This window comes from Halogranum roseipondis (assembly GCF_059695585.1).
Genome location: NZ_CM185235.1, coordinates 3,450,371 through 3,474,134, shown reverse-complemented (window position 1 = coordinate 3,474,134; position 23,764 = coordinate 3,450,371). Strand labels below are relative to the sequence as shown.

At 66.0% G+C, this 23,764-nt stretch carries 27 protein-coding genes and 1 pseudogene; 16 read left to right on the top strand and 12 right to left on the bottom strand.

What is annotated here, in order from left to right:
• Window positions 1-73: 73 nt before the first annotated feature.
• The 5 genes from EOHIBHHM_RS18130 to EOHIBHHM_RS18110 all read left to right on the top strand — a co-directional run bounded on the left by EOHIBHHM_RS18130 (window position 74) and on the right by EOHIBHHM_RS18110 (window position 6,790).
• Window positions 74-1,747, top strand: coding sequence for an ABC transporter ATP-binding protein (locus tag EOHIBHHM_RS18130; RefSeq protein WP_497253081.1), 1,674 nt, complete (start codon window positions 74-76; stop codon window positions 1,745-1,747).
• Window positions 1,744-3,066 carry an ABC transporter permease gene (locus EOHIBHHM_RS18125; protein WP_497253079.1) on the top strand — a complete coding sequence of 441 codons (1,323 nt, stop codon included), beginning with the start codon at window positions 1,744-1,746 and terminating at the stop codon, window positions 3,064-3,066. Before EOHIBHHM_RS18130 ends, EOHIBHHM_RS18125 begins: the two co-directional genes overlap by 4 nt.
• Window positions 3,059-4,144, top strand: a complete 1,086-nt coding sequence (locus tag EOHIBHHM_RS18120; protein WP_497253077.1) for an ABC transporter permease — start codon at window positions 3,059-3,061, stop codon at window positions 4,142-4,144. Before EOHIBHHM_RS18125 ends, EOHIBHHM_RS18120 begins: the two co-directional genes overlap by 8 nt.
• A gap of 131 nt (window positions 4,145-4,275) precedes the next feature.
• On the top strand, window positions 4,276-5,646 hold the full coding sequence (locus EOHIBHHM_RS18115; RefSeq protein ID WP_497253075.1) for a geranylgeranyl reductase family protein: 1,371 nt from the start codon (window positions 4,276-4,278) through the stop codon (window positions 5,644-5,646).
• 283 nt (window positions 5,647-5,929) lie between these two features.
• Window positions 5,930-6,790: a DUF7282 domain-containing protein gene (locus EOHIBHHM_RS18110; RefSeq protein WP_497253073.1), complete on the top strand. Its 861-nt coding sequence runs from the start codon at window positions 5,930-5,932 to the stop codon at window positions 6,788-6,790.
• An 81-nt stretch (window positions 6,791-6,871) separates the two neighbouring features.
• Here the strand turns inward: EOHIBHHM_RS18110 and EOHIBHHM_RS18105 are convergent.
• The 3 genes and pseudogenes from EOHIBHHM_RS18105 to EOHIBHHM_RS18095 form a co-directional block, all read right to left on the bottom strand.
• A pseudogene (locus tag EOHIBHHM_RS18105) lies at window positions 6,872-7,009 on the bottom strand (amidohydrolase); the annotation flags it as partial.
• Between the two features lie 176 nt (window positions 7,010-7,185).
• Window positions 7,186-8,214 (bottom strand): lipid II:glycine glycyltransferase FemX, encoded by a 1,029-nt coding sequence (locus tag EOHIBHHM_RS18100; protein WP_497253071.1) that lies wholly within the window; start codon window positions 8,212-8,214, stop codon window positions 7,186-7,188.
• 355 nt (window positions 8,215-8,569) lie between these two features.
• A complete protein-coding gene (locus EOHIBHHM_RS18095) occupies window positions 8,570-9,844 on the bottom strand; it encodes an amidohydrolase (RefSeq protein ID WP_497253069.1) in 1,275 nt (424 codons plus the stop codon).
• Window positions 9,845-10,008: 164 nt separating this feature from the next.
• On the opposite strand from EOHIBHHM_RS18095, the gene EOHIBHHM_RS18090 reads away from it, so the two are divergent.
• Window positions 10,009-11,547, top strand: coding sequence for a Na+/H+ antiporter NhaC family protein (locus EOHIBHHM_RS18090; protein WP_497253067.1), 1,539 nt, complete (start codon window positions 10,009-10,011; stop codon window positions 11,545-11,547).
• Window positions 11,544-11,810: a DUF7513 family protein gene (locus EOHIBHHM_RS18085; RefSeq protein ID WP_497253065.1), complete on the top strand. Its 267-nt coding sequence runs from the start codon at window positions 11,544-11,546 to the stop codon at window positions 11,808-11,810. Before EOHIBHHM_RS18090 ends, EOHIBHHM_RS18085 begins: the two co-directional genes overlap by 4 nt.
• An 88-nt stretch (window positions 11,811-11,898) precedes the next feature.
• Here the strand turns inward: EOHIBHHM_RS18085 and EOHIBHHM_RS18080 are convergent, their stop codons facing one another.
• Window positions 11,899-12,231, bottom strand: a complete 333-nt coding sequence (locus EOHIBHHM_RS18080) for a 30S ribosomal protein S10 (RefSeq protein ID WP_497253063.1) — start codon at window positions 12,229-12,231, stop codon at window positions 11,899-11,901.
• 247 nt (window positions 12,232-12,478) lie between these two features.
• Here EOHIBHHM_RS18080 and EOHIBHHM_RS18075 point away from each other — a divergent pair, with 247 nt between their 5' ends.
• Together EOHIBHHM_RS18075 and EOHIBHHM_RS18070 are read left to right on the top strand one after the other, a co-directional pair.
• Window positions 12,479-12,940: a bis(5'-nucleosyl)-tetraphosphatase gene (locus tag EOHIBHHM_RS18075; protein WP_497253061.1), complete on the top strand. Its 462-nt coding sequence runs from the start codon at window positions 12,479-12,481 to the stop codon at window positions 12,938-12,940.
• A 90-nt stretch (window positions 12,941-13,030) separates the two neighbouring features.
• Window positions 13,031-14,041, top strand: a complete 1,011-nt coding sequence (locus EOHIBHHM_RS18070; protein ID WP_497253059.1) for a DUF5787 family protein — start codon at window positions 13,031-13,033, stop codon at window positions 14,039-14,041.
• 108 nt (window positions 14,042-14,149) lie between these two features.
• Here the strand turns inward: EOHIBHHM_RS18070 and EOHIBHHM_RS18065 are convergent, their stop codons facing one another.
• From EOHIBHHM_RS18065 to EOHIBHHM_RS18055, 3 genes are all read right to left on the bottom strand, one after another.
• The gene (locus tag EOHIBHHM_RS18065; RefSeq protein ID WP_497253057.1) at window positions 14,150-15,589 is read right to left on the bottom strand and encodes a sulfatase family protein; all 1,440 of its coding nucleotides are present in this window, start codon (window positions 15,587-15,589) and stop codon (window positions 14,150-14,152) included.
• 1 nt (window position 15,590) lies between these two features.
• Window positions 15,591-16,934, bottom strand: coding sequence for a sulfatase (locus EOHIBHHM_RS18060; RefSeq protein WP_497253055.1), 1,344 nt, complete (start codon window positions 16,932-16,934; stop codon window positions 15,591-15,593).
• A 136-nt stretch (window positions 16,935-17,070) separates the two neighbouring features.
• Window positions 17,071-17,574 (bottom strand): DUF5797 family protein, encoded by a 504-nt coding sequence (locus EOHIBHHM_RS18055; protein ID WP_497253053.1) that lies wholly within the window; start codon window positions 17,572-17,574, stop codon window positions 17,071-17,073.
• Window positions 17,575-17,800: 226 nt separating this feature from the next.
• On the opposite strand from EOHIBHHM_RS18055, the gene EOHIBHHM_RS18050 reads away from it, so the two are divergent.
• From EOHIBHHM_RS18050 to EOHIBHHM_RS18030, 5 genes are all read left to right on the top strand, one after another.
• The gene (locus EOHIBHHM_RS18050) at window positions 17,801-18,577 is read left to right on the top strand and encodes an enoyl-CoA hydratase/isomerase family protein (RefSeq protein WP_497253051.1); all 777 of its coding nucleotides are present in this window, start codon (window positions 17,801-17,803) and stop codon (window positions 18,575-18,577) included.
• A gap of 127 nt (window positions 18,578-18,704) precedes the next feature.
• On the top strand, window positions 18,705-18,896 hold the full coding sequence (locus EOHIBHHM_RS18045; RefSeq protein WP_497253049.1) for a hypothetical protein: 192 nt from the start codon (window positions 18,705-18,707) through the stop codon (window positions 18,894-18,896).
• A gap of 110 nt (window positions 18,897-19,006) precedes the next feature.
• Entirely contained in the window at window positions 19,007-19,261 is a 255-nt protein-coding gene (locus EOHIBHHM_RS18040) for a DUF5789 family protein (protein WP_497253047.1), read from the top strand.
• 76 nt (window positions 19,262-19,337) lie between these two features.
• A complete protein-coding gene (locus EOHIBHHM_RS18035) occupies window positions 19,338-19,658 on the top strand; it encodes a transcription factor S (RefSeq protein ID WP_497253045.1) in 321 nt (106 codons plus the stop codon).
• The gene (locus EOHIBHHM_RS18030; protein ID WP_497253043.1) at window positions 19,659-20,246 is read left to right on the top strand and encodes a DUF6517 family protein; all 588 of its coding nucleotides are present in this window, start codon (window positions 19,659-19,661) and stop codon (window positions 20,244-20,246) included.
• A 22-nt stretch (window positions 20,247-20,268) separates the two neighbouring features.
• Here the strand turns inward: EOHIBHHM_RS18030 and dpsA are convergent, their stop codons facing one another.
• The gene (gene dpsA, locus EOHIBHHM_RS18025) at window positions 20,269-20,817 is read right to left on the bottom strand and encodes a DNA starvation/stationary phase protection protein DpsA (protein ID WP_497253041.1); all 549 of its coding nucleotides are present in this window, start codon (window positions 20,815-20,817) and stop codon (window positions 20,269-20,271) included.
• A 109-nt stretch (window positions 20,818-20,926) separates the two neighbouring features.
• On the opposite strand from dpsA, the gene EOHIBHHM_RS18020 reads away from it, so the two are divergent.
• Window positions 20,927-21,157, top strand: a complete 231-nt coding sequence (locus tag EOHIBHHM_RS18020) for a hypothetical protein (protein ID WP_497253039.1) — start codon at window positions 20,927-20,929, stop codon at window positions 21,155-21,157.
• A 100-nt stretch (window positions 21,158-21,257) separates the two neighbouring features.
• The gene (locus EOHIBHHM_RS18015) at window positions 21,258-21,839 is read left to right on the top strand and encodes a Rieske (2Fe-2S) protein (RefSeq protein ID WP_497253037.1); all 582 of its coding nucleotides are present in this window, start codon (window positions 21,258-21,260) and stop codon (window positions 21,837-21,839) included.
• A gap of 23 nt (window positions 21,840-21,862) precedes the next feature.
• Here the strand turns inward: EOHIBHHM_RS18015 and EOHIBHHM_RS18010 are convergent, their stop codons facing one another.
• The 4 genes from EOHIBHHM_RS18010 to EOHIBHHM_RS17995 all read right to left on the bottom strand — a co-directional run bounded on the left by EOHIBHHM_RS18010 (window position 21,863) and on the right by EOHIBHHM_RS17995 (window position 23,683).
• Window positions 21,863-22,216: a peptide ABC transporter ATP-binding protein gene (locus tag EOHIBHHM_RS18010; protein ID WP_497253035.1), complete on the bottom strand. Its 354-nt coding sequence runs from the start codon at window positions 22,214-22,216 to the stop codon at window positions 21,863-21,865.
• The gene (locus EOHIBHHM_RS18005; protein WP_497253033.1) at window positions 22,213-22,467 is read right to left on the bottom strand and encodes a hypothetical protein; all 255 of its coding nucleotides are present in this window, start codon (window positions 22,465-22,467) and stop codon (window positions 22,213-22,215) included. The genes EOHIBHHM_RS18010 and EOHIBHHM_RS18005 overlap by 4 nt, the downstream gene beginning before the upstream one ends.
• Window positions 22,468-22,559: 92 nt before the next feature.
• Entirely contained in the window at window positions 22,560-23,279 is a 720-nt protein-coding gene (locus tag EOHIBHHM_RS18000; RefSeq protein ID WP_497253031.1) for a methyltransferase domain-containing protein, read from the bottom strand.
• On the bottom strand, window positions 23,276-23,683 hold the full coding sequence (locus tag EOHIBHHM_RS17995; protein WP_497253029.1) for a nascent polypeptide-associated complex protein: 408 nt from the start codon (window positions 23,681-23,683) through the stop codon (window positions 23,276-23,278). Before EOHIBHHM_RS17995 ends, EOHIBHHM_RS18000 begins: the two co-directional genes overlap by 4 nt.
• Between the last annotated feature and the right edge of the window lie 81 nt (window positions 23,684-23,764).

The window sequence follows — 23,764 nt, the reverse complement described above, 5'->3', positions numbered from 1 at the left end:
TTCGAGACCGATTCGGTAGTTGAACCATGATAAATCCACGCTCTTAAGCATACACTCGATAAGCCCACTACCAATGGAACCAGCCGTCCATCTCGACGGAATCACCAAGCGTTTTCCCGGCGTCGTCGCCAACGACGACGTCGACCTGCTCGTCGAGCGGGGATCGGTACACGCGCTCCTCGGCGAGAACGGCGCAGGGAAGACGACGTTGATGAACGTTCTCTACGGACTGTACGACCCGACCGACGGTGACGTGTACGTCGACGGCGATGGACTCGAGACGGCGGGTGACGACGCGGCCCACCGATACACGCAGGCGCCGCGACGCTTCGACTCGCCCGGCGACGCCATCGACGCCGGTGTCGGCATGATCCACCAGCACTTCATGCTGGTCGATCCGATGACCGTCACCGAGAACATCACCCTCGGAAACGAACCGCGGAAGTGGGGCGGACTGGCAGTCGACGCCGACCGCGCCCGCCGAGACGTCGTCGACCTCTGCGACCGGTACGGCTTCGACGTCGACCCCGACGCGACCGTCGCCGACGTGAGCGTCGGCGTCCAACAGCGCGTCGAGATTCTGAAGTCGCTCTACCGCGGCGCGGACGTACTCATCCTTGACGAACCGACGGCGGTACTCACGCCACAGGAAGTCGAGGATCTCTTTTCGGTCTTTGAGGAACTGACCGCACAGGGGAAGACAATCATCTTCATCACCCACAAGCTGGGGGAGGCGATGCACGCCGCCGACGACATCACCGTCCTCCGCGACGGGAAGAACGTCGGCACCGTCGACACCGCGGACGTGACGCGCGAACAGCTCGCGGAGATGATGGTCGGTCGCGAGGTGCTCGAGACGGTCGAGAAGCCGCACGTCGACCGGGGCGAGTCGGTACTCGGGGTCGACGGTCTCTCGGCCGAGGACGAACGCGGCGTCGAGGCCGTCTCCGACGTCTCCTTTACGGTCCACGAGGGCGAGGTGTTCGGCATCGCCGGCGTCGACGGCAACGGACAGTCGGAGCTGATCGAGTCGATCACGGGGCTCCGTCGGCCGACGACCGGGAGCGTCGCCTTCCAGGGCGACGACATCACGTCGTGGCCACGGCAGCGCCGCATCGACGAGGGGATGGCGTACATCCCCGAGGACCGCCACGAGCGCGGCCTCGTGATGGAGTTCGACCTCACGGAGAACGGACTCCTCGGCAGCCAGCACCGCCGTCCGTTCGCCGAACACGGTCGCATCGGGTGGGACCGTGCACGGACGCACGCACAGGACATCATCGACGAGTACGACGTCCGGCCGCCGAACCGCGACGCGACGGCCGAGTCGTTCTCCGGCGGCAACCAGCAGAAGTTCATCGTCGGTCGCGAACTCGAACGCGACCCCTCGCTCGTCGTCGCGACGCATCCGACCCGCGGCGTCGACATCGGTTCGACGGAGTTCATCCACGACCGCCTGCTGGAGCTCCGGTCGGCGGGGAAGGCCGTGCTGCTCGTCTCCTCGAAGTTAGAGGAGGTCCAGGGGCTCTCGGACCGCCTCGCGGTGATGCACGACGGCGAGATCATGGACGTCGTCGACCCCGAGACGGTGACCGAAGAGGAGATCGGGCTCCTGATGGCGGGCGAACCGTTACCCGACGAGTCGAGCGCGGTGAGTCTCCGCGAGGCCCCCGCGGGCGGTCACGCCTCGAGCGGTGAGACGGCGAGCGACGACGCCGGCATCACCGCCGGGGGTGGCGAGCGATGAGCACCGACGGCTGGCGAACGCGTGGACGGAACGCGCTCGAACGACTCGTCCGCGCGTCGGCGCTCGAACGGATCCTCATCAGCACCGCAGCGCTCGTCCTCTCGATGTTCGTGGGCGTGCTCATCATCCTCGTCGCCGGACGGATGACGACGTGTACGACGGCGGCGACGACGTTCTTCGGCGTCGGCTTCTGTTACGACCCCTTCGCCGTCTACGACAGCCTCTTCCTGGGCGCACTCGGCGACCCCATCAACCCGCTTTTCCGACCACTCGAAGGGCAGATCCGGCCGCCGTTCCGCGAGGGCTGGTCGCCGCTGAACAGCCAGATGGCGGTGACGCTTCGCGAGACGACGGTGCTCATCTTCACCGGTCTCGGCGTCGCACTCGCGTTTCGCGCAGGGATCTTCAACATCGGGATGCAGGGGCAGTTGGTCGTCGGCGCGCTCGCGACGGCGCTCACCGTCCTCTGGGCCTCGTCGCTGGTCTCGGGACTCCTCGGGACGCTCGTGCTCGTCCCGTTCGGGCTCGTCGTCGGCGCGCTCGCCGGGGGGCTGTTCGCGGCGATACCGGGTGCGCTGAAGGCGTACGCCGACGCCAACGAGGTCATCACGACGATCATGCTGAACTTCGTGGCGACGAGCGTCGCACTGTATCTCGTGGCGAACCCGTTCAAGGATCCGGAGAGCGCGGCCAACGAGACGGTCGCACTGCCAGACTACGCCTCGATCCCTCCGATCCTGTTCGACCCGCGTGACAGTTTCTCGCTCGTGGCGCTCGGTATCGCACTGGCGCTCGTCGTCGTGGCGTACTACCTGCTCGAGCACACGTCGTTCGGCTACGACATCCGGACCAGCGGAATCCAGCCCGAAGCGGCGGAGTACGGCGGCGTCGACGCCGCGAAGACGATCGTCTCCAGCATGACGCTGTCGGGCGCGATCGGTGGCGTCGGCGGCGCGATGTACGTCATCATGATCCTCGGCAACTACCAGACCGGCGTCCCGGCGTACGGTTTCGACGGCATCACCGTCTCGATTCTCGCGGGGAACAACCCGCTGGGCGTCGGCTTCGCGGCGCTGCTCTTCGGTATCCTGAAGAGCGGTTCCATCATCGTCGACGTGAGCACCGACGTCCCGCCGCAACTCGTCGGGGTGCTTCGGGGGCTCATCATCCTCTTCGTGGCGATGCCGGAGTTCTTCCGCCTCCTCGGGCGGAGGTTCGTCGTCGACGAGCGAGAGTCACAGCCGGTGGCGACCGACGGCGGCGTCGACGCAGACGCCGACGAGTCGGCCGCGACACACGGGGGTGAGTCCGATGAGTAACGTCGCACTCGACCGCACCTCCGAACTCTCGGCGCGGCGCGTCGCGGGCATCGTCGCACTCGGCGCAGTCGCCGTCTTCCTGCTCTGGGGGATCGTCGCACCCGACTCGACGTCGGGACGGATCCTCCGCGTCATGTTCACCAAGAGCGCGCTGTCGGCGACGCTCCGACTGTCGGTTCCGATCGCGTTCGCGGCACTCGGCGGCATCTTCGCCGAGAAGAGCGGCGTCATCAACATCGGGCTCGAAGGGCTGCTCATCATCTCGGCGTTCACGGCAGTGTTCGCGACGGACACCCTCGCCGGCCAACAGGCGGCGACGACGGCCGACATCTGGGGCGGCCTCGTCGTCGGCGTCGTGGTCAGCATGCTGTTGGCGGCGGTGTTCGCCGTCGTCTGCATCGAGTTCCGCGCCGACCAGATCATCGCCGGCCTCGCGGTGTGGCTCATCGCACTCGGCCTCGCACCGTTCGCCTCGCAGGTGATCTACGGCGGGCCGAACACCGCCAGCGTCGAGACGTTCGAAACTATCAGGATCCCCCTCCTCGCGGAGATTCCAGTCCTGGGCGCGCTGTTCGACGCGACGCCGATGGTCTACCTCATGTTCGTCGCGACGGCCGCGTCGTGGTACACGCTGACCCGCACCTCGTTCGGCCGGTGGGTCGTCGCCAGCGGCGAGAACCCGAAGGCGCTCGACACCGCCGGCGTCGACGTCACTCGCGTCCGATACGCGTCGGTGCTCATCTCGGGACTGCTCGCGGGCATCGGCGGCGCGGCGCTGTCGCTCGGCCTCGGCCAGTTCGTCGGCAACGGACAGACGATGGTCAACGGCAAGGGGTTCATCGCCATCGTCGCCTACCTGTTCGGCAACTACAACCCGGTCGGCGCGTTGCTGTCGACGTTCCTCTTCGCCGGGTTGGACGCGCTGCAACTCCGCCTCCAGGCGGCGGCGATCATCGCCGTCCCGCAGTCGCTCGTGCGGACGATCCCCTACATCGCGGTCATCGTCGTCCTCGCGCTGTTCGGGAAGACCCGACTGCCGGAGGCCGCAGGCGAACACTACGAGTCGGGCGACGACTGACGGACGGTTCGGGGGCGACCGTCGCGTCCGCGGCGCGGGAGCGACCGGTCGTCGACACATCCGATCCGTCGACGCGCGAACGACCGATTCGGTGATAAAGAGTTTTGATTCCGGGATTAGGAGTGAGAGGCATGACTACTCACGAGTACGACGTCGTCGTCGTCGGCGCGGGCACCGCCGGTTGTTACGCGGCGGCGACGCTCGCAAACGAGGGACTCGACGTCGTCGTCGTCGAGCGGAAAGACGAGGAAGAGGCGGGCCACATCGCCTGCGGCGACGCGCTGAAGGGGGCCGACGCCTTCCCGGAGGCGATTCCGAAGTCGAAGATCCAACCGGCCTTCACCAACACGGGCGTCACCCACGGCCGCTTCGAGATCCCGAGCCACGACACCGCCCTGGAGATTCCGATCCCGGGCGAACTCGCCGTCCTCGACCGCTGGGAGTACGGCCGACTCGTCATCGAGGGGGCCGAGGAGGCCGGCGCGGAGTTCCACTACGACACCGTCGTTCAGGACGTCGAGCAGACCGCAGACGGTCGCGTGACGGGCGTCCGCGGCAAGCGAAAGGGTGACGTCGTCGAGTACGAGGCCGAGATCACCATCGACGCCGCCGGCGCGCTCTCGCTCCTGCAGGACAAGGCGGACCTCTCGAACGCGACGTTCGACACCAACGTCTCGTACTCGCAGTTCTGTTCGGCCTACCGCGAGGTTCTCCACGTCGACGAACCCGTCGACTACGACGACGCGCTCGTGTTCAAGCCGACGAAGCGCGCGGCGGGTTACATCTGGTACTTCCCGCGCACGTCGACGGAGATCAACGCCGGCCTCGGGTTCCAGATGAACGAACAGCCGATGAAGCTCGTCGAGGACCTCAAACAGGACCTCCGAAACCGCCCCGAGTTCGAAGGCGCGAAAGTGACCGACAAACTCGGCGCGGCGCTGCCGACGCGCCGCCCCTACGACTCGGCGGTCGCGCCGGGGTTCATCGCCGCGGGCGACGCCGCGGGCCACGTCAACCCGACCACCGGCGGCGGTATCGCCGGCGCGGCCTACGCCGGGAAGTACGCCGCCGAGCAGGCGATGGAGGCCATCGCCGCGGGCGACGTCGGAGAGGAGATGCTGTGGCGCTACAACGAGCGCGTGATGGACCACTTCGGCGGTCGCTACGCCGGACTCGACGTCTACAACATCCTCGTCACCGCCGGCGAGGTCGACGACCTCGAGAGCCTGCTGGCGGTGCTCCCAGGCGAGAAACTCGCCGAGGGGCTCTACTCCGGGAAGACCAGCCTCGGCTGGAAGGTCAAACTGCAGACGGCCATCCAGAGCCGCGACTACTGGGACGTCATCTACGACTTCTACAAGACGCGGAAACTCGCCGACGAACTCATCGACCACTACAACCGGTATCCGGGTCGCCCGGGCGCGCTCGCCGGCTGGCAGACCCACCGCGACGACCTGATGGACCGGATCTACGAGACGACCGGCGCGGAAGCGAAGTACTGAGTCTCGAACCCTCTTCACGGACCTCTCGGCCACTTCGTCGGCGTCGAACCTTGCCGAGAACTGTAGCCCCCGTCGCTCTCTCCACGAACTCATCTGGTGGAAACCAAGAGGAGGGATCGAACCCCGTCGTACGGTCTGGAAGCACTATCGGACAGTCCGATAGCCGGCGGACCGTCACACAAAACTGAGCGTCCGATTAGATGGTTCCAACTCGATAGGTTCGAATGTATATTTATACATACTTTCATCGCTCTTTATGCGTCGCCGGAGTGGTGTTCGTCCCATGGCACAGAACAGACGGTCAGTTCTCGGACTCGTCGCATCAGTGGGTCTGCTCGGGGGCGTCCCGTCGCGCGTAGCCGAGGGGCAGGTCACACAGACGTCCGAACCGAAAGCCGAGCGAAGCACAGACACCAGAGAACAAGACGAGGACGCGCTTCCGTCGGCCCCTGCACTCGACTTCCGAGACCAGGAATCCGCGGGCGGGAGCGTCACCGTCACCAGCGCCACGCTCGTCGAGGGCGGGTTCGTGGTCGTCGTCCACGAGGACGAGATCGTCGGCGTCTCGGCGTACCTGCCGGCCGGCCGTCACGAGAACGTAGAAATAGACCTCGACCGGCCGCTTTTCGAGTCGGGAACGCTTACCGCGACCATCCAGACCGACACGAACGGGAACCGAACGTTCGACGCGACGACGGTGAAACTCTCGTGTAGCCAGCGCGACGAGGAGAGTGCCGTCGTCTCGGATACGGCAACCGTCTCGCTCCCCCAGTCTCAGGACGCGGAACTCGTCTTCAGGGACCAAGTGGTCGACGATGCTATCGTCATCGAGTCCGCGACGCTCACAGAAGGCGGGTGGATTTCGCTGTTCGCCCCCCAGGTCGACGATCCGGATATCGACGACTACGTCGAGATCGGTGTGTCGGACTACCTCGAACCGGGCCGCTACGAGAACGTCACGTTCCGCGGCGCCTTCCCCACCAAATCCGGCGAGTGTTCGGCCGAGATCATCGCTCTGTTCGTTCGCGACGTGAACGACAACCGAGAGTACGAGTTCAGTTACCACTTCCCCGGCCCCGACTTCCCGGTCGCCACTGCCACTGAGTCAGCAACCTTGACGAAGGCAGACTGTTCCTCAGAGTGACGTTCTCTACTGTTTAGGTTCAGAGGACGACTGAACCGCAGACGCGAGTACAGCCGAGATAACCGAGCGGTTCGGACGGACTCAGGGCCGCTCTTCGGCTACCCGCAGAATCGCCCCCGAGAGCACGTCGATACCGATCCCCAGTGAGTCCTCGTCGACATCGAACGTACTCGTGTGGTGGCCGCCGGGGTGGTCGGTGCCGACGCCGACGTCGGCCGCCTTCGGCAGCCTCGACCCCCGAGAAACCCGTCTTCGCGGTTTCACTGCCGGGTGCAGATGGTGCGGAGCGCCTTCCGCTGGACCAAAAAGCCGCTCGTTCACTTCGCGGGTAGCCTCGAACGATGGTACCGGACCTTCGCTCGTGGGAAGCCCACGACTTCAGTCGCGGGTGGCCGTCACTCGGCGATAACGCGGAGACTGTCTGGAAGCCGCTGGTACGCCTCGGTGGCGATCGACATCCGCGACGATCGCCGTTGGACGGTGTAGTACGCTGACGCTGTTGGTCCGAACTTCGATTTGTACTTACAGAGTCGAGGGAGGTTCGCTCCGACGAGATCGTAGCGCTTCCGTCCGCGCGACTTCGCCTCCTGAATCACGTGCCAGTCGAGCAGATCGTTGACCGGCACGTCCACGTCGTGTCTCGCACCGCCCTGCCAGCGGTAGACAGTGTCGCCGTACTCTAGCGTCAACACGCCTCCGACTCGCTCGTTCTCCACCGAGACCACGTACGGTCGTATTGCGCCCGCTGGTAACTGTTCGTAGAGCGACTGGGCGTATCGAGACGTGACGCCGTACTCTTTTTCTTGCTCTTCGTGACGTTCACGGATCTGCTCGATGACGAACTCCACTGCATCGGCGTCGCCTTCCGCTATCTCGTAGGCGTCGTCGTCGGTGTTGCGGATATTGCTTCTCGCATCCCGACTAAAACTCGACAGTAGTGTCTCTTCGTCTCGAGCGATGTCGAGGATGTAGGTGTAGGTCGGCGTTGCATCGAAGTCGTTCCACTTGAACGGACGGACGTCGTCGTACCGGTCGACGGTGCGGATATCGACGTAGTCCGGGTCAAGACGGTCGTCGAGCCACGCGAGGCTACTCTCGACGAACCGGCGGTGGCGACGCTCGGACTTCCGTCGTTTGAGCTTCTCGAAGTTGAGGAGCGCCGGTCCGAGCGAGAACACCTCCAGCTGCGGCGGCGGTGAGTACACGACTGTGAACGGTCCGATGGTCGTCTCGAACAGCGGCAAGATGCCGACCGGCTCCTGACCTTTGTAGCCGACCAAGGGGTGGAGGTTCGTCCCCGACTGTTCGGCGAGCGTCGCCAGTACCTCGCTGCGATGGAATATCGAGGTGTATGGTGATTGCTCGACGTGAGAGTTCCACTCGTCTAACTCCGCCGGGTCGATTCTGGTGACGTTAATGCTCATGCTGTTCGATGTATCCAAGCCTGTCACTTCGGGAGGCGACACCGTCGTTGGTCGTACTAGGCGAGCGTTCCGACCGTATAGAACGCAGCACCCCTTTCAGTCTCGCTCGCTTCGGATTCTCGGAGAGCCTCATCACGCTGTCTGTCGTGGGCGAGTGTATTAGTTAGAATTCCGTTACTTCTCTCTCGCAGACCTATACTATCGTTGACTGAAGAGTAAGCCGTTGTTACTACCATCGTAGCCGTGAGGCTGCGAGAGTCTCTCTACGGCACAGATGCTCGGGTCTGCCGTCTCGGCGATCCGAGACCCGCATAGCGACGAACCGGGCGACAGGTTCAGCAGCCCGTCTTCCGACTCAGGGTCGCTCTTCAGCAACCCGAAGAATCGCGCCCGAGAGCACGTCGATGCCGATGCCGAGCGACGCCTCGTCGACGTCGAACGTGCTCGTGTGGTGGCCGCCGGGGTGGTCGGTACCGACGCCGACGTAGGCCGCCTTCCCGCCGTGTTCCTGCACGCGCTGCATGAGGTACGTCGCGTCCTCGCTGCCGCCGAGGGAGTCGGTTGGGAGAACCGAGGTGACGCCCTCGGTCGTACCGGCGACGTCGGCGACGACGTTTCGAATCTCGTCGTCGCTGCGGGCGCTCGGTGCCATCCCCTCGGTCGTGACGTCGACCTCACAGCCGTGCATCTCGGCGGCCGACCGCAGGGTACGCTCGGCCTTCTCGCGCATGTACTCCATCAGTTCGGTCGTCTCGCCGCGCACCTCCCCCTCGATGAACGACTCTTCGGGGATGATGTTGGTCGCCGTCCCGCCGCCGACGAGGCCGGCGTTGACCCGGGTCGCCCCGTCGGAGTGCCGCGAGATGCCGTAGAGGTTCTGGATCGCCGTCGCCATCGCGAGCACGGCGTTGTCGCCCTCCTCTGGTTTGGCTCCGGCGTGCGCCGGGTGGCCGGAGAAGTCCGCGCGGAAGTGATGCACCGCGAGGAAGCCGTCGATGCCGGCGACGATCTCGCCGGTCGGGTGATCGAGCCCGAGATGAACTGCGAGCAGATAGTCGACGTCGTCGAGGTGGCCGCTCTCGGCCATCGGCTTCCCGCCGGAGATGAGCTCCTCGCTCGGTTGGAAGAAGACCTTCAGCGTCCCCTCGAAGTCGCTGTCGAGGACGGCGTCGACGACGCCGAGGCCGAGCGTCGCGTGGCCGTCGTGGCCGCAGGCGTGCATGAACCCCTCGTGTTCCGATCGGAAGCCGCCGGCGACGGGGGCGTGGCCCTCGGCATCCGATTCGCGAATGGGCAGCGCGTCGATGTCGACGCGGAGGCCGACCGTCGGCCCCTCGCCGCGCTTCAGGACGGCGACGGCGCCGGTGTACCCGCCCTCGAGTTTGGTCAGGACGTCCTCGCGTGCGCCGGCCGCGCGGGCCTGCTCGAGCCACTCTGCGAGTTCCGCCTCGTCGGGAACCGACAGCCGCTCGCCGCCGAGCACCTCCGCACCGACGTAGAGTTCGTCTAGCGGGCGCGTCTCCAGTTCGTCGACGATGCGAGCGGTGGTGTAGAACTCTCGCCAGGCCGGTTCGGGGTGCCGATGCAGGTCGCGACGGAACTCGACGAGTTCCTCGGAGATCTGGCTCATGGCTGGTCGGATGGGGCCCTCGGTCATAAGTGATGACGTCCCAGTGAACGAGTGACGACGGGGTGCCGACGCTTCGCACACGTCCTCGGGCGGGAGTGCATCTCCGCGTGACAAAAGTTGAATTCCGCACGGTTTTATACAGTCATCGGTATTTCCACCAATAGATGAGCGACGTCGAATCCGATCCGTCGACCGAAACGCAGCTCCGGTTCCGCGGGGGGCGACTCGTCAGCGCCCTGCCGATCACCTTCTTCATCGTCTGGGCGATCGTCCAATCCGGACTGCTCGGTATCGGCGACACGACAGGACTGGTCATCGGGATGCTCGTCGGCCTTATCGTCGGGTTGTTCCTCGTCAAGGGGCCGTGGAAAGACTACGCCGACGTCATCTTCGAAGGGATGACGCGGCGGGTGGCCGCGACGGCGATCGTCGCCTGGCTCTGGGCCGGCATGTTCGCCCAGACGATCCAGGTCGGCGGTTTCGTCGACGGGCTGGTGTGGGCCGCGACGGCGTTGAGCGTCGGCGCCGCCCTGTTCCCGGCGTTGACGTTCCTCTTCGCCGCCCTGCTCGCGACGGGGATCGGCACCGGCTACGGGACCGCCATCGCCTTCACCGGTCTCGTCTTCCCGGCCGGCATCCTCATCGGGGCCGACCCGGTGCTCATGTTCGGGGCCATCCTCTCGGGGGCCGTCTTCGGTGACAACCTCGCGCCCGTGAGCGACACGACGATCGTCTCGGCGGTGACGCAGAACGCCGACATCGGCGGCGTCGTCGCCTCGCGCGTGAAGTACGCCATCGTCGCCGCCGCGCTCGCGTTCGTCGGCTACCTCGTCGCCGGCGCGCAGATGGCCGGCCAGGCGATGAACGTCGGCAGCGACGTCGCCGCGGGCGTCGGTCCGCTCGGTCTCGTCCACCTGTTCTCCATCGCCGTCGTCATCGCGACGGCCGTCGCCGGTCGGCACATCATCGAGGCCGTCTCGTGGGGACTCGTCGTCTCCGTGGTGCTCAACCTCGTGCTCGGCCTCGCCGGTCCGAGCGACATGATCGCGTTCAACGCGCCCGAGAACGCCGCGCTCGTGTCACAACTCGACGCGATCCCCCTGATCGGTGCGTTCATCGTCCCCGTCGCGCCGGCCGACGCCGGCGTCGGCGGCAGCCTCTACACGGGTGCGTCGGGCTTCTTCCCGCTCATCGTCCTGACCGTCCTGCTGGTCGCCAGTGCCGAGATCATGCGCGCCGGCGGCGGCTTCGACGCGATCCAGGACTTCCTCATCCGGAGCGTCGCCACGACGGTCCGACGCGCGGAGCTGACGATGGTGCTCGGGACGGCATTGGTCAACGCGACGGTCACCATCAACACCGCCGCCGAGATCGCAATCGCGCCGTACATCCGCAACCTCGGTGAGCGCTTCAACATCAACGGCTATCGCCGCGCGAACATCCTCGACGCCAACACCTCCGCGCTGGGGTACATCTTCCCGTGGGGGGGTGGCCTGCTCGCCGGCTACGGCGCGATGCAGAACCTCGTCAACTCGCCGGCGACGCCGTGGTTCACACAGGAGATGCTCGTGAACCCGGCGTCGGTGTTCCCCTACGTGTTCCACGGCTGGTTCCTCGTCGGCGTCTTCATCGTCGCGGCGTGGACCGGGTTCGGCCGCGAGTACGTTCCCGACCGTCAGAGCGAGGAGGTGAGTCGCGTATGAACTTCGACAAACTGCTGGCCGGGTGGACGTTCCGGACGAGTACGCCCGACTACGCGGTCGGCGACGAACTCACCGTGTTCGTCACCGGGACGAACGGACCGACACCTATCGTCCGCGTCGGCGACACGGTCATCAGCCTGCCGGACGTCGAGGATGGACGCCCCCTCGTCGACAGACGTGTCCGCATCCGGGTCACCGAGTTCGACTCCCAGCGACACGAGGGGCAAGGCGAGTTGCTCTCCGTCTTCGACGAAGAGGAGTAACTCCAGAGGCGTCACCTCGTACCACTTCTCTCGACCCGCCATCGGTGAGCGACGCTGGCCGGGTCCGCAGTCACGAAAGAACGGAGAGTCAGTTCTGCCGGTGGCCGAGCGGTTTCTTCTGTTCGACCTCGATCTCGACGTGGACGCTCGCGGGGAACTCCATGTGGCCCACCTCGCGGGCGATGTGGTCGGCACCGTGGATCTCGAGCTTGCGGGCGTACACCGTGTAGTCCCACGAGGAGAACTCGTCGCCGACTCCGAGGTTTCGGTACTGCGGGACGCGGATCCGTTCCGGCGGTTCGGAGTGCGGTCCTTTACACTCCGCGCCTTTGCGTTCGATCATGGCTTTCAGGTCGGAGACCACGTCGTCGAGGACGGCGCGGTCGCCGCTCTGAAAGCTGAGTTTGGTTACGAAGGTCATAGGCTGGGTAACTACCATCAACTGCGGTCACGCAGCCACAAAAACGCATCCATCGTCGCATCTTTCCCTGTCACACAACCCGACTGCACACCGTCGTGCGCGGGTGTGCCGACTTACAGACGAGACGACGACTGTCTGGGGTCGTGACTCCGGCACACGGGTCCGTGTGAGACGGTCACTGGAATCGACCCGTGTCGCGGGTCGAGAGTCCGATATTCTCTTAACGTCCCGCGAATTACATCCGGCAATGACGGTACAAGCGGTCAGTGCTGGAGCCATCCTCTTCCGCGACACCCGCGGCCGACGGGAGTATCTGCTCCTGAAGAGCCGTCCCGGGGACTGGGAGTTCCCGAAAGGCGGGGTCGAGGGGGACGAGGAGCTTCAGCAGACGGCGATCAGAGAGGTCAAAGAGGAGGCAGGGATCGGCGATTTCCGCCTCATCGACGGCTTCCGCGAGGAGTACGACTACGTGTTCGAGGCGAACGGCAAGACGATCCACAAGACGGTCCACCTGTTCATCGCCCGCTCGTTCGAGGCCAGCGCAGAGCTCTCGAAGGAGCACCGCGACCTCCAGTGGCGCGACTACGAACAGGCGATCAACACCATCACGCAGGACGGCCCGCGTGACATCCTGAAGAAGGCCCACCAGTATCTCGACGATCTCATGGAGGAAGACGAAGAGGACGGGTCGAAGACGTACCTCGGCTGACCGGGCCATGTCGCGTTCGCCACCCCTCGCGGCCGCCGCGGCGAGCGACTGCGCTCTCGACCCCGACACCGGCGTCGGGAGGGTCCGCCCGTGACCTACGGCGACGCGGAGTTCGGCTTCGAACTCCTCGCGTGCCGCTGGGTCGAGTTGGCGTGGCCGCCCGAGGAGCGACGCGACTCGGCCGTCGTCGTCTCCAGACAGCTGGGCACACAGAAGCGTCGCTGGGACACCGTCGTCGTCGAGGCCGACCCCGAGGCGCTCGTCGCTCGCCGACAGTTCGGTACCGACGCGATCGACTCGGATCTCCTGCACGTCGTCCGCAACGCGCCCGAAGAGTGGGCGTGGTATCGCGACGCCCTCCCGCATCCGGGCTACCCGTGGCGCTACGTTCTCGCGGCCGTTCACCGAGCGGCGGCCCGCGGCGTCGTCGAGAAGCGCAAGAACGGCAACAGAGTCGAGATCCGACGCGTCGCGCCCTACCCCGACTGGATCGAGCGGATCGTCGCCGTCGAGCACAAACCGGACCTCGACGCCAGCGCCGCCCGCGCGCTCTCCGACCAACTGGCCCACGACGTCGAGACGGCGCTCGCCGACGAGGTGTGGGTGGCGACGGCGGCGACGGAGGAGAGCGTCGAGCCCGCACTGCTGGAGTCGATGCCCGTCGAGGTGGGCGTCCTCACGCTCGACTTCTCAGACGGGGTCCACGCCGACGCGGGCGACGTCGCGTGGTATCCGGGGTCGCTGGACCCGACGGTAGATAGCGAGCGGTTCGGTGCCGACGAGAAGGCCGAGAGGCGGCTCGCCATCGCCGAACGCGCCTACGGGAAGGGCTGGCGGTCGTTCCACGACACGATGCGGCCGGACTGCCGCCACTTCGAACTGCGACGCGAGGGCCGCGCGCTAGTGCCGTGGTGCGCGGCGAAAGAGCGCGGGCAGACGGCCGCGGAGTGTTCGGGGTCCTGTCCGGAGTTCTCGCCCGAACCGCCGCAGTGGCGGACGAAGGGGTGGCCCATCGAGGGTGGTCCCGGGAAGGGTATCAAGCAGTTGCTGGAGCGGCGGCGCGAGTGGGTTCGGGAACGAAGCGAGACGCCGACGAGGTGACCCTACACCGCACCGCACCCTCGGTCGCCGTGCCCGCCGCCACGGGCCGACCCCGCAACGTCACTCAGTCGTCGACACGGCGGCACGCGCCAGTCGGACGCTCCCCGCTCACCGGCCGAGCGTCTTCGCCGTCCACTCGGTTATCGTGTCGTCAGTCTCGCGCATCCGCTCGACGAGTCGCCGTGCGAGCGACCGTCGGACCTCGCGGTACTCCGGATGGTCGACCAGGTTGGTGAGTTCGGCGGGGTCCCGTTCGAGGTCGTACAGTTCGTCGCGGTCCGGGGCGTTGTAAACGTACTTGTAGCGCTCCGTCCGGAGCATCCGCTGCGTGTAGAGGCCGAACTCGTCGCCGTGGTACTCCGCGAACACCGCATCGCGCCACTCGTCGGGGGGCGTGCCTTCGAGGAACGGACAGAGGCTTCGGCCGTTGACGTCGGACGGGACCGCCGCACCGCCGATGTCGAGGAAAGTGGGCATGAGGTCGACGAGGTTGACGAACGCCTCGCAGACGTCGCCGGCCGAGACGACACCGGGCCACCGGACGACGAGCGGAACGTGGTAAGTGTCCTCGTACATCATCGGTCCCTTGTTGAACTGGCGGTGGTTGCCGACGAAGTCGCCGTGGTCCGACGTGTGGACGACGGCGGTCGAGTCGTCGAGGCCGAGCTCCTCCAACGCCGAGAGGATGCGGCCCATCTGCTCGTCGATGAGCGTCATGAACCCCCGGTACTTCGCGACCAGTTCGGCCCAGCGGTCCCAATCGAACGACGAGACGCCGCGGTAGGAGACGTACTGTTCGTGGACCGCAGGCTTCCCGTCGAACGTCTCGGCGAAGGTCGCCCACGGGTCGATGTCGACCGGGTCGTACATCGAGGCGTACGGTTCGGGGACGACATACGGATGATGCGGCCCGAGGAAGTCGGTTCGGTGGAAGAACGGCCCGTCGGCGTCGCCAGCCGCGTACTGACGCAGTCGCTCGATGGTCCGTTCGGCGAGATAGTAGGGACGGGTCGCCTCGACCGGAACGTCCGACGTCGCCGCGAGAACGTCCGCGTGCTCGTAGTCGTTGCGGACGACGTCCGTCAGTTCGATAGCCTCCGGGTCGACACCGAGTTCGCGCTGGTAGTCACGGAACTCCGACTCGAGGAGTTCGTCGTGGTGTCGGTCGCTCCCGCCGAGATACTCGAAGCCGAAGTCCGACGGACCCTGGGTCCGACCGACGTGCCACTTGCCGAGGTAGGTGTTGTTGTACCCGGCATCTCGAAGCAGTTCGCCGAACGTCGGCAGACTCGGCGGGAGGTTCGGTCGGATCGCGTCGCGCTCGTGACAGTTGTTCAACATCCCGTGGGAGTGGGGGAACAGACCGGTGAGCAGTGACGCGCGAGCGCTCGTGCAGATGCTGATGGGCGTGTACGCCCGCTCGAATCGCATCCCTTCGTCGCCGAGACGGTCCACCGTCGGCGTCTCGGTCGGCGACTCCGGCGCCGTGAGATCGTACCGTTCCTGGTCGGTCAGCAGCAGCAGAACGTTCGGGCGCTCGGACGTCATCTCAGAGATACCCCAGATCCCGCAGCCTGCTCTCGGTCTCGGGGTTCACGCTCGTCCGACTGTCGACCGAATCGAGGTTCGCGACGTCGTCGAACGACCCGAGGCAGGATTCGAGACGGTGTTCGAGGTCGGCGACACGTTCCGGCTTCTCGGCGGCGACGTCGCTCTCCTCGTCCGGGTCGTCGGCCACGCGATACAGTTCGCGCGTCCCGTCCGTCCGGGCGATGAGTTTGTACTCGTGTCCGCGAACGGTCCGCACGCCTCGCTCGTAGTCGTACAGTTCCTGGGGAACGTCGTCGAACCGGTCGGCGAGCGTCTCGACGGACGGCTGGGGTCGAACGTACTCCGCGAACGCGTACGCTCGCGGGGGGTCGCCCCGTTCGGGGTGGAACGAGCGTCCGTCGAACTGCCGTCGAGCCCGCGAGTCGTCGAGGCCAGCCGCATCGAGGAGCGTCGGGGCGAGGTCCACCTGTTGAACGAGGCGGTCGGTCCACCCGCCGCCGTCGAACTGTCCGCCGCTGACGACGAGTGGGACGTGCAGCAGCGTGTCGTAGGCGCAGTACTGGTGACCGAGAAAGCCGTGGTCCCCGACGTTCTCGCCGTGGTCTCCGACGACGACGAAGACAGTATCTTCCCAGGCATCCGCCGCCGAAAGCGCACGGCGGAGGTCGGCGATTCGGTCGTCGAGGTAGGCGATCTCTGCGCGGTAGAGTCCACGGAGCGCCTCGAACTCGTCGGGTGAGAGATCGAACTGTCCGACGTCGTACTCCCGCGGTGCCTGTGGGATGGCACTGGCGTCCTCGTAGCTCCACCCCGTGGGGAGGAACGCCGTCGCGTACTCGCGTGGGGGACGATACTCCAGATGCGGTTCGATGAAGTTGGCGAAGAGGAAGAACGGTCGGTCACGGTCGTCGATCCACTCGGTCGTCCACTCGACTGAGCGCTTCGCGCCGTCGTCGTCACGCGTCTCGTCGGGAGTTATCTCTCGAAACGTCTCGAACCCACGGTCGAACCCGAACTCCTCCGTCACCCACGTGTTGTTGGAGAGGCCGGCGGTATCGTACCCGGCCTCGGCGAACATCTCGGCGAGCGTTCGGTGGGAGTCGTCGAGCGACGTATGTCCCCCGTGGGACCCGTGGCTGTTCGTGTAGACGCCCGTGAAGAGCGAGGCGTGAGAGGGGAGCGTCCACGGGGCACTCGCGTACGCGTGCTCGTAGCCCGTTCCCGTCTCCGCGAGGTCGACGAGCGTCGGTGCCGTCTTCGGGTCCACGTCCTGCATTCGCGTCGTGTCGGCGACGACGAGCACGACGTTCGGCGAGTTCGAGGACTGGCGAGAGGAAGTCACGTGATAACCGTCGACGGGAACTGCCAAGAGCCGTGAGGTTGCATTTTCAACGTCACTTCGGTCGAACGCCCGACGGCGTCGACGCGCCTTCCACTGCCGGTGGAGGGGACAGCAGAGTCGACTCTCGAGTCGGCCGTTAGACGACTTCGACGTCGACGGCGTCGCGTTCGACGGCGAGTTTGAACGTCGGGACGGTCCGGTAGACGACTTCGACGACCCCCTTCCGGCGGAGACTCTGGAGCGCGCTGCGGACCTCCTGTGCCTCGGGGTCGACGTCGAACCGCTCGCGGAGTTTGTTCAGCACGCTGACGACGCTCTCGGAGCGGTCGTCGGGACCCGCGACGACCTGGAACACCTGCGATTCGAGTTCGGGGACGCGGATGACGCTCGGGACGCCGCCCTCCTCCTCTTCGTCGCTCTCGACGCCGGGGTCGATACCGAGCAGCTCCGCCGCCTCCGCGGTCGCCCGGATCAGACTGTTGTCGTCGCGGTAGTAGTACTCCTTGAGGTGGTTCTCGAGGTACTGGTGGACCTCGCTGCCGCTCTCTAACTCCCACCGCTTCTGGAGTTCTTTGTTCTTCGTCGGCTGCAGGCGGACGATGTCGCCGAGCCGTTCTTCCTCCTCCTCGGTGAGTGCCATTATCTGCGTGTCTGCGGCGGGGACATATTTACGTTCTGGAACGGTCAACCCGACCGACGGCGCTGTACCCGACGACTCCCCCGCCGACGACGCCCTCTCCGACCCACCGACTCGTGTGGAACCGCGACGCCCTCCGGACGCTCCGGTCGACGCTCGACTACGAGTTCTGCGTCCAGCGACCGCCGCCTGCCCAACGGTTATCACGGTGCCCGACGACCGCTCGCACATGTCTTGGGACACCCTGACGCTCGACGTCGACGACGACGGCGTCGCCACGCTGACCGTGAACCGCCCCGACAAACTGAACGCGCTCAACGTCGAGACGCTCGAGGCGATGGAGGAGGCGCTCGACGAGGCCGAGTCACGGGGGGCGCGCGTGCTCGTCATCACCGGTGCAGGCGACAAGGGGTTCATCGCGGGAGCGGACATCAGCTACATGCAGGACCTCACGACGCCGGAGGCGCAGGCGTACGCCGAACTCGGCCACCGCGTCTGCGACAGCATCGAGTCGTTCCCGGCCCCAGTCATCGCCGCCGTCAACGGCTACGCCTTCGGCGGCGGCTGTGAGGTGGCGCTGGCCTGTGACCTCCGGGTAGCCAGCGAGCGCGCCGTCGTCGGACAGCCGGAGATCGACCTCGGGATCGTCCCGGGGTGGGGCGGAACCCAGCGACTCTCGCGGCTCGTCGGCGACGAACGCGCACGGCGACTCGTCTTCTTCGGCGAGCGTATCGACGCCAGCGACGCCTACGAGTACGGACTCGTCGGCGAGGTCGTCGCCCACGACCAACTCGACGACCACGTCGCCGAGATGGCGAGCGAACTCGCCGCCAAGCCGAAGTACGCGATGCAGACCGCGAAGGAGGCGCTGAACCTGGTCCACGAGGAACCGCAGGCCGCCGGCCTCGCCTACGAGCGTCGGGCGTGGAGTGGTCTGTTCGGCACGCACGACCAGCGGGAGGGGACCGCCGCGTTCGTCGAGGACCGCGAACCCGAGTTCGAGTAGTCGAGGATTACCTCTCGCGGTCCCGGGTTCGAGTAGCCACAGGTTACCGCTCGCGAACCCGAGCTTGAGTCGGGAAAAGCCGACTTACCATCTGCATAACAAAGCCGAAACTGTCCGATGTGCAGCCATGAACCCCCTCACGGTGCTCGTACGACGGCTTGGGAGCGAGTCGGACGCAGCCTACGAGTGTAAGCGATGTGGCACACGCCATCGGGTCCAGTATCACGTCTGTCCGGTCTGTGGGAGTTTCTCCGTCGAGACCGAGACCAGCGAACGGGCGTGGGTGGACGAGGGGTCCGACGAACGGCAGACCGGCTGAGAGAGATCCGTCAGATCACCGGTCTCGAATCGTCTCAGACGGTCTGACAGTCCGAACGGACGGACGGTACCGGCGAAGCTAAGTGTTCCGGACCCGAATGAAAAATCGTTATGAATACGGTGAAGCTCAGCCGAGTCGAATCGCTCTTCGAGACCCTCCAGTACCCAGTTTCGCGCGAGGAGGCGGCCGCCGAGTTCTCGGAGACGCGGGTGCAGCTCGCCGACGGCGAGGCCAACCTCGGCGAACTCGTCTCGGACGCACGGGCGAAGTCGTTCCACAACCCGGACGAACTGTACGCCGAGCTGAACAACACACTCCCCATCGAGGCAGTGGGCGAACCCGGCCAGTCGGACGGAGACGCCTGAGCGGTCGTCCGGTCCCACGTCCGCGACACGACCGAATCCAGGGGTTTAAGTGCGAGAGGAGAGTGATTAGCCAAATATGGAATTCTGCGACGAGTGCGGTTCGATGATGAAGACGAACGATGACAAGTGGGTCTGCGGGAGCTGTGGGTTCGAGAAGCTCCGCGACAGTGCCAAGGAGGCACAGATGGTGACGACGCAGGGGCAAGAAGAGAGCGAGGTCGTCGACGTCAGCGACGCCGAGGACAAGGGGCTGCCGACGACGACGGTCCACTGTCCGAAGTGTGGCAACGACCGCGCGTACTGGTACATGCAGCAGATCCGCTCTGCCGACGAGTCGGAGACGCGCTTCTTCGTCTGTACCGAGTGCGAACACAAGTGGCGCGAGGACGACCACTAGATGTCGTCGACGCCGGCCGTCCCCGCCGAACTGTTAGACGGCTGGCGACTGGTCGACGAGCGGACCGAGACGCCGTTCGACATCACGCTCGTCACGGTGACTGCGCACACGACCGTCTACGAGGACCCCGACCTCGCAGCGACGCTCCGCGAGCAGACGGGAGTCGACGGGCCGGGGCGGTTCTTCCTGACGAGTCACGTCGTCCTCCGGCCACAGCCACCCACGTCGGAGGCGCTCCGACGGCTGGTGACCGACCGCGTCGCCCACGACTTCGCTGGACGACTGCGCGACCGCGGGTTCACGAGCGTCGAGCAGACGGACCAGCGGTCCTTCTCCGTCGGCGGTGCCGACGCGCGGCTCGCGGCCTACGAGGGAGCGTATCCGCTCGGGGACGGAGTCGAACTCGGCGTCCAGGGGTGGCTCGCGGTCTGGCAGGTCGACGGCGACTTCCTGCTGGCGGGCGGTGCGTATCCGACACACGTTGACGATCCCGCGGGCGGGACGACCGACGCCGTTCGAGCGCAGCTCTCTCCACAACGGTTCCGCGACGAGCTGTTCGAGTTGATCCGGGCCGTCGAGCAGCCGTGAACGGATCGACCGCTCTGTCCGCTCAGTGGGTCGCTTCTTCGAGCACGAGCGTGTCGTCTTCGAGGTAGTGCTCGATCCGGTGGGCGAACTCTTCGAGCTCCAGCAGGTGGAGACGGAGCAGCTCGGCGGTGGCGTGGTCGCCGAGGTTCGTCGCCAGTTCGATATGTTCGCGGACGGTCTCGATGATGTCGCCGTACATCTCGACGTCGTTCGACAGCGACGTCCGGACGTCGTAGACGTCGTTGTCCTCGGGCGAGACGGGTGCCGCCTCCTGGAGGTCTTTCATCCCCGAGATGGGGACGCCGCCGAGCGCCTGCGCGCGCTCGGCGAGTTCGTCCGCAGCCTCCTCGGCCTCCTCGGCGGCCTCGCCGAGGAACTCGTGGACCTCGAGGAACTCCGCACCCTCGACGTTCCAGTGGTGCTTCTTGAGCTGGTGGTACAGCACGTACGTCGCCGCGAGATCCGTGTTCAGCGCGTCGACGAGCTGTTCGACTTTCTCCTGTTCGATCCGGAGCGCCGGACTCGCCTCGACCGTTCCTGCCTGTTGTCTGACCCGCGCTTGTTTGCTCATAACACACATGGTACGGCGGCAACCGTCTTAGAACTGTGTGACTGTCGAGGGCGTCGGAACGGTCGCCGCGGCCGACACGTCTATGCCCGACGAACGGTGACGAACTCCCATGTCCGAGCGCGACGTGACTGTCGACCTCGAGGTCGAGGTCGAAGTCGACACCGAGGAACTGGAGATCGAGACGAGCGGCAAACAGGAGGTCGAGGCAGAACTGGACGCCGACGGCGTGTCCATCGAAGTCGAGGCGGAGATCACGGTCGAAGGCGACGAGGAGGACGGAGACGCAGAAGAAGCGGAGGAAGAACCCGAAGACGACGAAGAAGAACCCGACGAGAACTGAGCGGTCGCTCGGAACCGGCCGTTCGAAGCGACGCGTCGTTCGAAACGACGCGTTCCGGGATGACGACAGCTATTTTAGGCCGGCCTAACAATCTCGTCTCATGCGCGACCCTGCTCGAGTGACACTCGAGACGGAGACCGACGAGCGGACCGTCCGCATCCGCGACGACGAGGGGAAACTCGACGTCGGCGACGCCACGTTCCGGTTCGCAGTGCGAGGGAACGAGACGGCTTCAGAGACGAGCGGCGAAGACGGGGACGACGCCGACGACGCCGACCGTTCCGGCGACGTCGGCGAGGAGACCACCGATCCCGAGAGCGATCCCCGCTATCTCGCGTCGGTGGAGGAGATTCCCAGGAACGGAACGCTTCGATTCGAGGTGTACGACGGACAGTACGGCGTCGAGGGCATTCTCCAGCGGACCGACGGCGACGTCCTCGCGTGGGAGAACTCCTGCCCACACGAACCGAAGGTTCGGCTGGACAAGGGGTTCGGCGCGCTCGTCGACGACGGAGAGCTCGTCTGCCACAAGCACGGTGCCCGCTTCGACTGCGACGACGGCCTCTGTACCCGCGGGCCGTGTCGGGGGTCGGTGCTCGACGCGATCGAGGTGGAAGTCCGTGACGAAACAGTGTTCCTCGCAGACGACCGGTTCGAGGCCGGACACTGTCTAGATAACTAGTTGTCGTCCTGTAGATCCCGCTCTCACCGCCCGAGTGCCGCCAAGACGACGCCCCCGAGGTCCACCCGAGCGGGGTCGACGCCGAGCACGCGGGAGACGAGACCTGGTCGGATATCCGGACCGGCGCGGGCGATGCTGCCACCGCGGACTCTGACGTCGACAGTCACGTCACTCCGGGCCAACCCTCGTTCGACGAGCTGTGACGGGACGTTGTCGGTCCCACGGAGCAGCTCTAGAGCCGTTCGGAGGTCCGGTGCGTCGACGACGACGAGGTCACCGTACCCCGTAACGTGGACATCAGTACCGGCGAGGCTGACCGTCAGATCGGCGGTGACGTCGAGCGCGCGTTCGGGACGCGACCGCTCGTCACTGCTCACGACTGGTCGCGCTTTCCTTTCTGACTCTGGTCACGTGTTCGGATCCGAAGCGTCCCGTTCAGTCGCCAGTGGGCGTGGTCAGCGTCGTCACCTGCGTGGCTCGGCACGTCGACTTCCATCTCCTCGAATTGGTAACTGATCTCGGCTTCGCGACCCGTCAGCCGCTCGTACAGCCCTTCGGCCAGTTCGGGCCAGGTTCGCGTCGTCCCGGCCATCGATTCAGATTCTGTTGCTGTGTCTTTGACACTCATTGTCGAAGCGTAGTAAGCGCGCAGAGAGCATAGCTATTTGCTCGACGAGAACGCGAGAAAGAAAATCCGCCGTTGGCGACAGTCTCGACGTCCTACTCGTAGCGGGCGAACGTGAGGTACGCCGTGTGGCCGACGCCCGCCGTCGACGGGCGCGACCCTCGCTCGCCGAAGTCCATCTGTCGTTGGATCGTCTCGAACGTCTCGACGTCCGTCAGCCCCGCCTCGCGCGCCGCCTCCACCGAGGCGCGGGAGTTCTCGACGAACGGCGAGTAGACGGCGACGAACCCGCCGGAGACCAGGAGATCAGGCGCGCGTTCGACGACCTCCGGCGCGTTCTCCGTGTCGAGCGTGAGCAGATCGAACCCCGAGAGGTCGTCGAGGTGGTCGGTGACGTCGCCGGTTCGGACGTCGACGCGGTCGGCGACGCCGGCCAGTTCCATGTTCTCGCGGGCGACGTCGGCGAACTCGGCGTCGCGCTCGTAGGTGGTCACCTCGGCACCCAGTCGGCCGAGATACGCCGAGAGGACGCCCGTCCCGGTGCCGGCGTCGAGGACGCGGTCGCCCATCGCCGCCCCGGTGTGGCCGACGACGAGCCCCACGTCGCGAGGCATCATCGGCGCGCCGGTGCGCTCGAAGTGGTTGAACAGGTCCGGGCCGCGCGGTTCCCGGACGACGAACTCGTCGCCCAGATGTGACTCCAGCACCTGCCCGGGTTCGACGTCCTCGGGGATGTCGACGATGCCGAGGTCGGTGTGAAGCTCCCCGCCCGGTGCACGGAGATACTCCCGGTCGCCGTGGACGAGGAGGATCACTCCAGCCGCGAGATGGCGGCCGCGAGGTCGCCGTTCTCGGCTTCGAGCGCTTCGCGCGCCTCGTCCTTCCCGACGCCCGCGCGCTGGGCGACGATCTGGACGTCCGAGTCGGGGATCTCCGCATCCGCCTCGGATGCGCTCTCGTCTTGCTCGCCGGATTCGACGGCGCTCGCGCCACCGGCGTCGCCACCCGCACCGCGGGGGCGCGACTCGGGGTCGCCCACGATCTGGTAGGTCTCCTGTCCCTGCGCGTCCATCCGGGTGACCTGCGCGCCGGAGAACACGAGCTCTTCGTCTTCGGTTCGGATGATGACCTCCTCGGCTTCGAGCTCCGTCACGTCGATGCCCATCTGCTTCATCATCTGCTTCATCTTCCGCGGGTTCATACCGCCGCCTCCAAACATACCTGGAGAGTCGGGTGCCGGTACAAAAAGGGTGACGAACCAGCGGCTCTCGGACGTGCGACGTCAGCTATTTGTCCGGTT

Bases quoted from the DNA above. Each gene is read 5' to 3' on its own strand.
- EOHIBHHM_RS18130 (WP_497253081.1), top strand. From the start codon at position 74: ATGGAACCAGCCGTCCATCTCGACGGAATCACCAAGCGTTTTCCCGGC.
- EOHIBHHM_RS18125 (WP_497253079.1), top strand. From the start codon at position 1,744: ATGAGCACCGACGGCTGGCGAACGCGTGGACGGAACGCGCTCGAACGA.
- EOHIBHHM_RS18120 (WP_497253077.1), top strand. From the start codon at position 3,059: ATGAGTAACGTCGCACTCGACCGCACCTCCGAACTCTCGGCGCGGCGC.
- EOHIBHHM_RS18115 (WP_497253075.1), top strand. From the start codon at position 4,276: ATGACTACTCACGAGTACGACGTCGTCGTCGTCGGCGCGGGCACCGCC.
- EOHIBHHM_RS18110 (WP_497253073.1), top strand. From the start codon at position 5,930: ATGGCACAGAACAGACGGTCAGTTCTCGGACTCGTCGCATCAGTGGGT.
- EOHIBHHM_RS18100 (WP_497253071.1), bottom strand. From the start codon at position 8,214: ATGAGCATTAACGTCACCAGAATCGACCCGGCGGAGTTAGACGAGTGG.
- EOHIBHHM_RS18095 (WP_497253069.1), bottom strand. From the start codon at position 9,844: ATGAGCCAGATCTCCGAGGAACTCGTCGAGTTCCGTCGCGACCTGCAT.
- EOHIBHHM_RS18090 (WP_497253067.1), top strand. From the start codon at position 10,009: ATGAGCGACGTCGAATCCGATCCGTCGACCGAAACGCAGCTCCGGTTC.
- EOHIBHHM_RS18085 (WP_497253065.1), top strand. From the start codon at position 11,544: ATGAACTTCGACAAACTGCTGGCCGGGTGGACGTTCCGGACGAGTACG.
- EOHIBHHM_RS18080 (WP_497253063.1), bottom strand. From the start codon at position 12,231: ATGACCTTCGTAACCAAACTCAGCTTTCAGAGCGGCGACCGCGCCGTC.
- EOHIBHHM_RS18075 (WP_497253061.1), top strand. From the start codon at position 12,479: ATGACGGTACAAGCGGTCAGTGCTGGAGCCATCCTCTTCCGCGACACC.
- EOHIBHHM_RS18065 (WP_497253057.1), bottom strand. From the start codon at position 15,589: ATGACGTCCGAGCGCCCGAACGTTCTGCTGCTGCTGACCGACCAGGAA.
- EOHIBHHM_RS18055 (WP_497253053.1), bottom strand. From the start codon at position 17,574: ATGGCACTCACCGAGGAGGAGGAAGAACGGCTCGGCGACATCGTCCGC.
- EOHIBHHM_RS18050 (WP_497253051.1), top strand. From the start codon at position 17,801: ATGTCTTGGGACACCCTGACGCTCGACGTCGACGACGACGGCGTCGCC.
- EOHIBHHM_RS18045 (WP_497253049.1), top strand. From the start codon at position 18,705: ATGAACCCCCTCACGGTGCTCGTACGACGGCTTGGGAGCGAGTCGGAC.
- EOHIBHHM_RS18040 (WP_497253047.1), top strand. From the start codon at position 19,007: ATGAATACGGTGAAGCTCAGCCGAGTCGAATCGCTCTTCGAGACCCTC.
- EOHIBHHM_RS18035 (WP_497253045.1), top strand. From the start codon at position 19,338: ATGGAATTCTGCGACGAGTGCGGTTCGATGATGAAGACGAACGATGAC.
- EOHIBHHM_RS18030 (WP_497253043.1), top strand. From the start codon at position 19,659: ATGTCGTCGACGCCGGCCGTCCCCGCCGAACTGTTAGACGGCTGGCGA.
- dpsA (WP_497253041.1), bottom strand. From the start codon at position 20,817: ATGAGCAAACAAGCGCGGGTCAGACAACAGGCAGGAACGGTCGAGGCG.
- EOHIBHHM_RS18020 (WP_497253039.1), top strand. From the start codon at position 20,927: ATGTCCGAGCGCGACGTGACTGTCGACCTCGAGGTCGAGGTCGAAGTC.
- EOHIBHHM_RS18015 (WP_497253037.1), top strand. From the start codon at position 21,258: ATGCGCGACCCTGCTCGAGTGACACTCGAGACGGAGACCGACGAGCGG.
- EOHIBHHM_RS18005 (WP_497253033.1), bottom strand. From the start codon at position 22,467: ATGAGTGTCAAAGACACAGCAACAGAATCTGAATCGATGGCCGGGACG.
- EOHIBHHM_RS17995 (WP_497253029.1), bottom strand. From the start codon at position 23,683: ATGTTTGGAGGCGGCGGTATGAACCCGCGGAAGATGAAGCAGATGATG.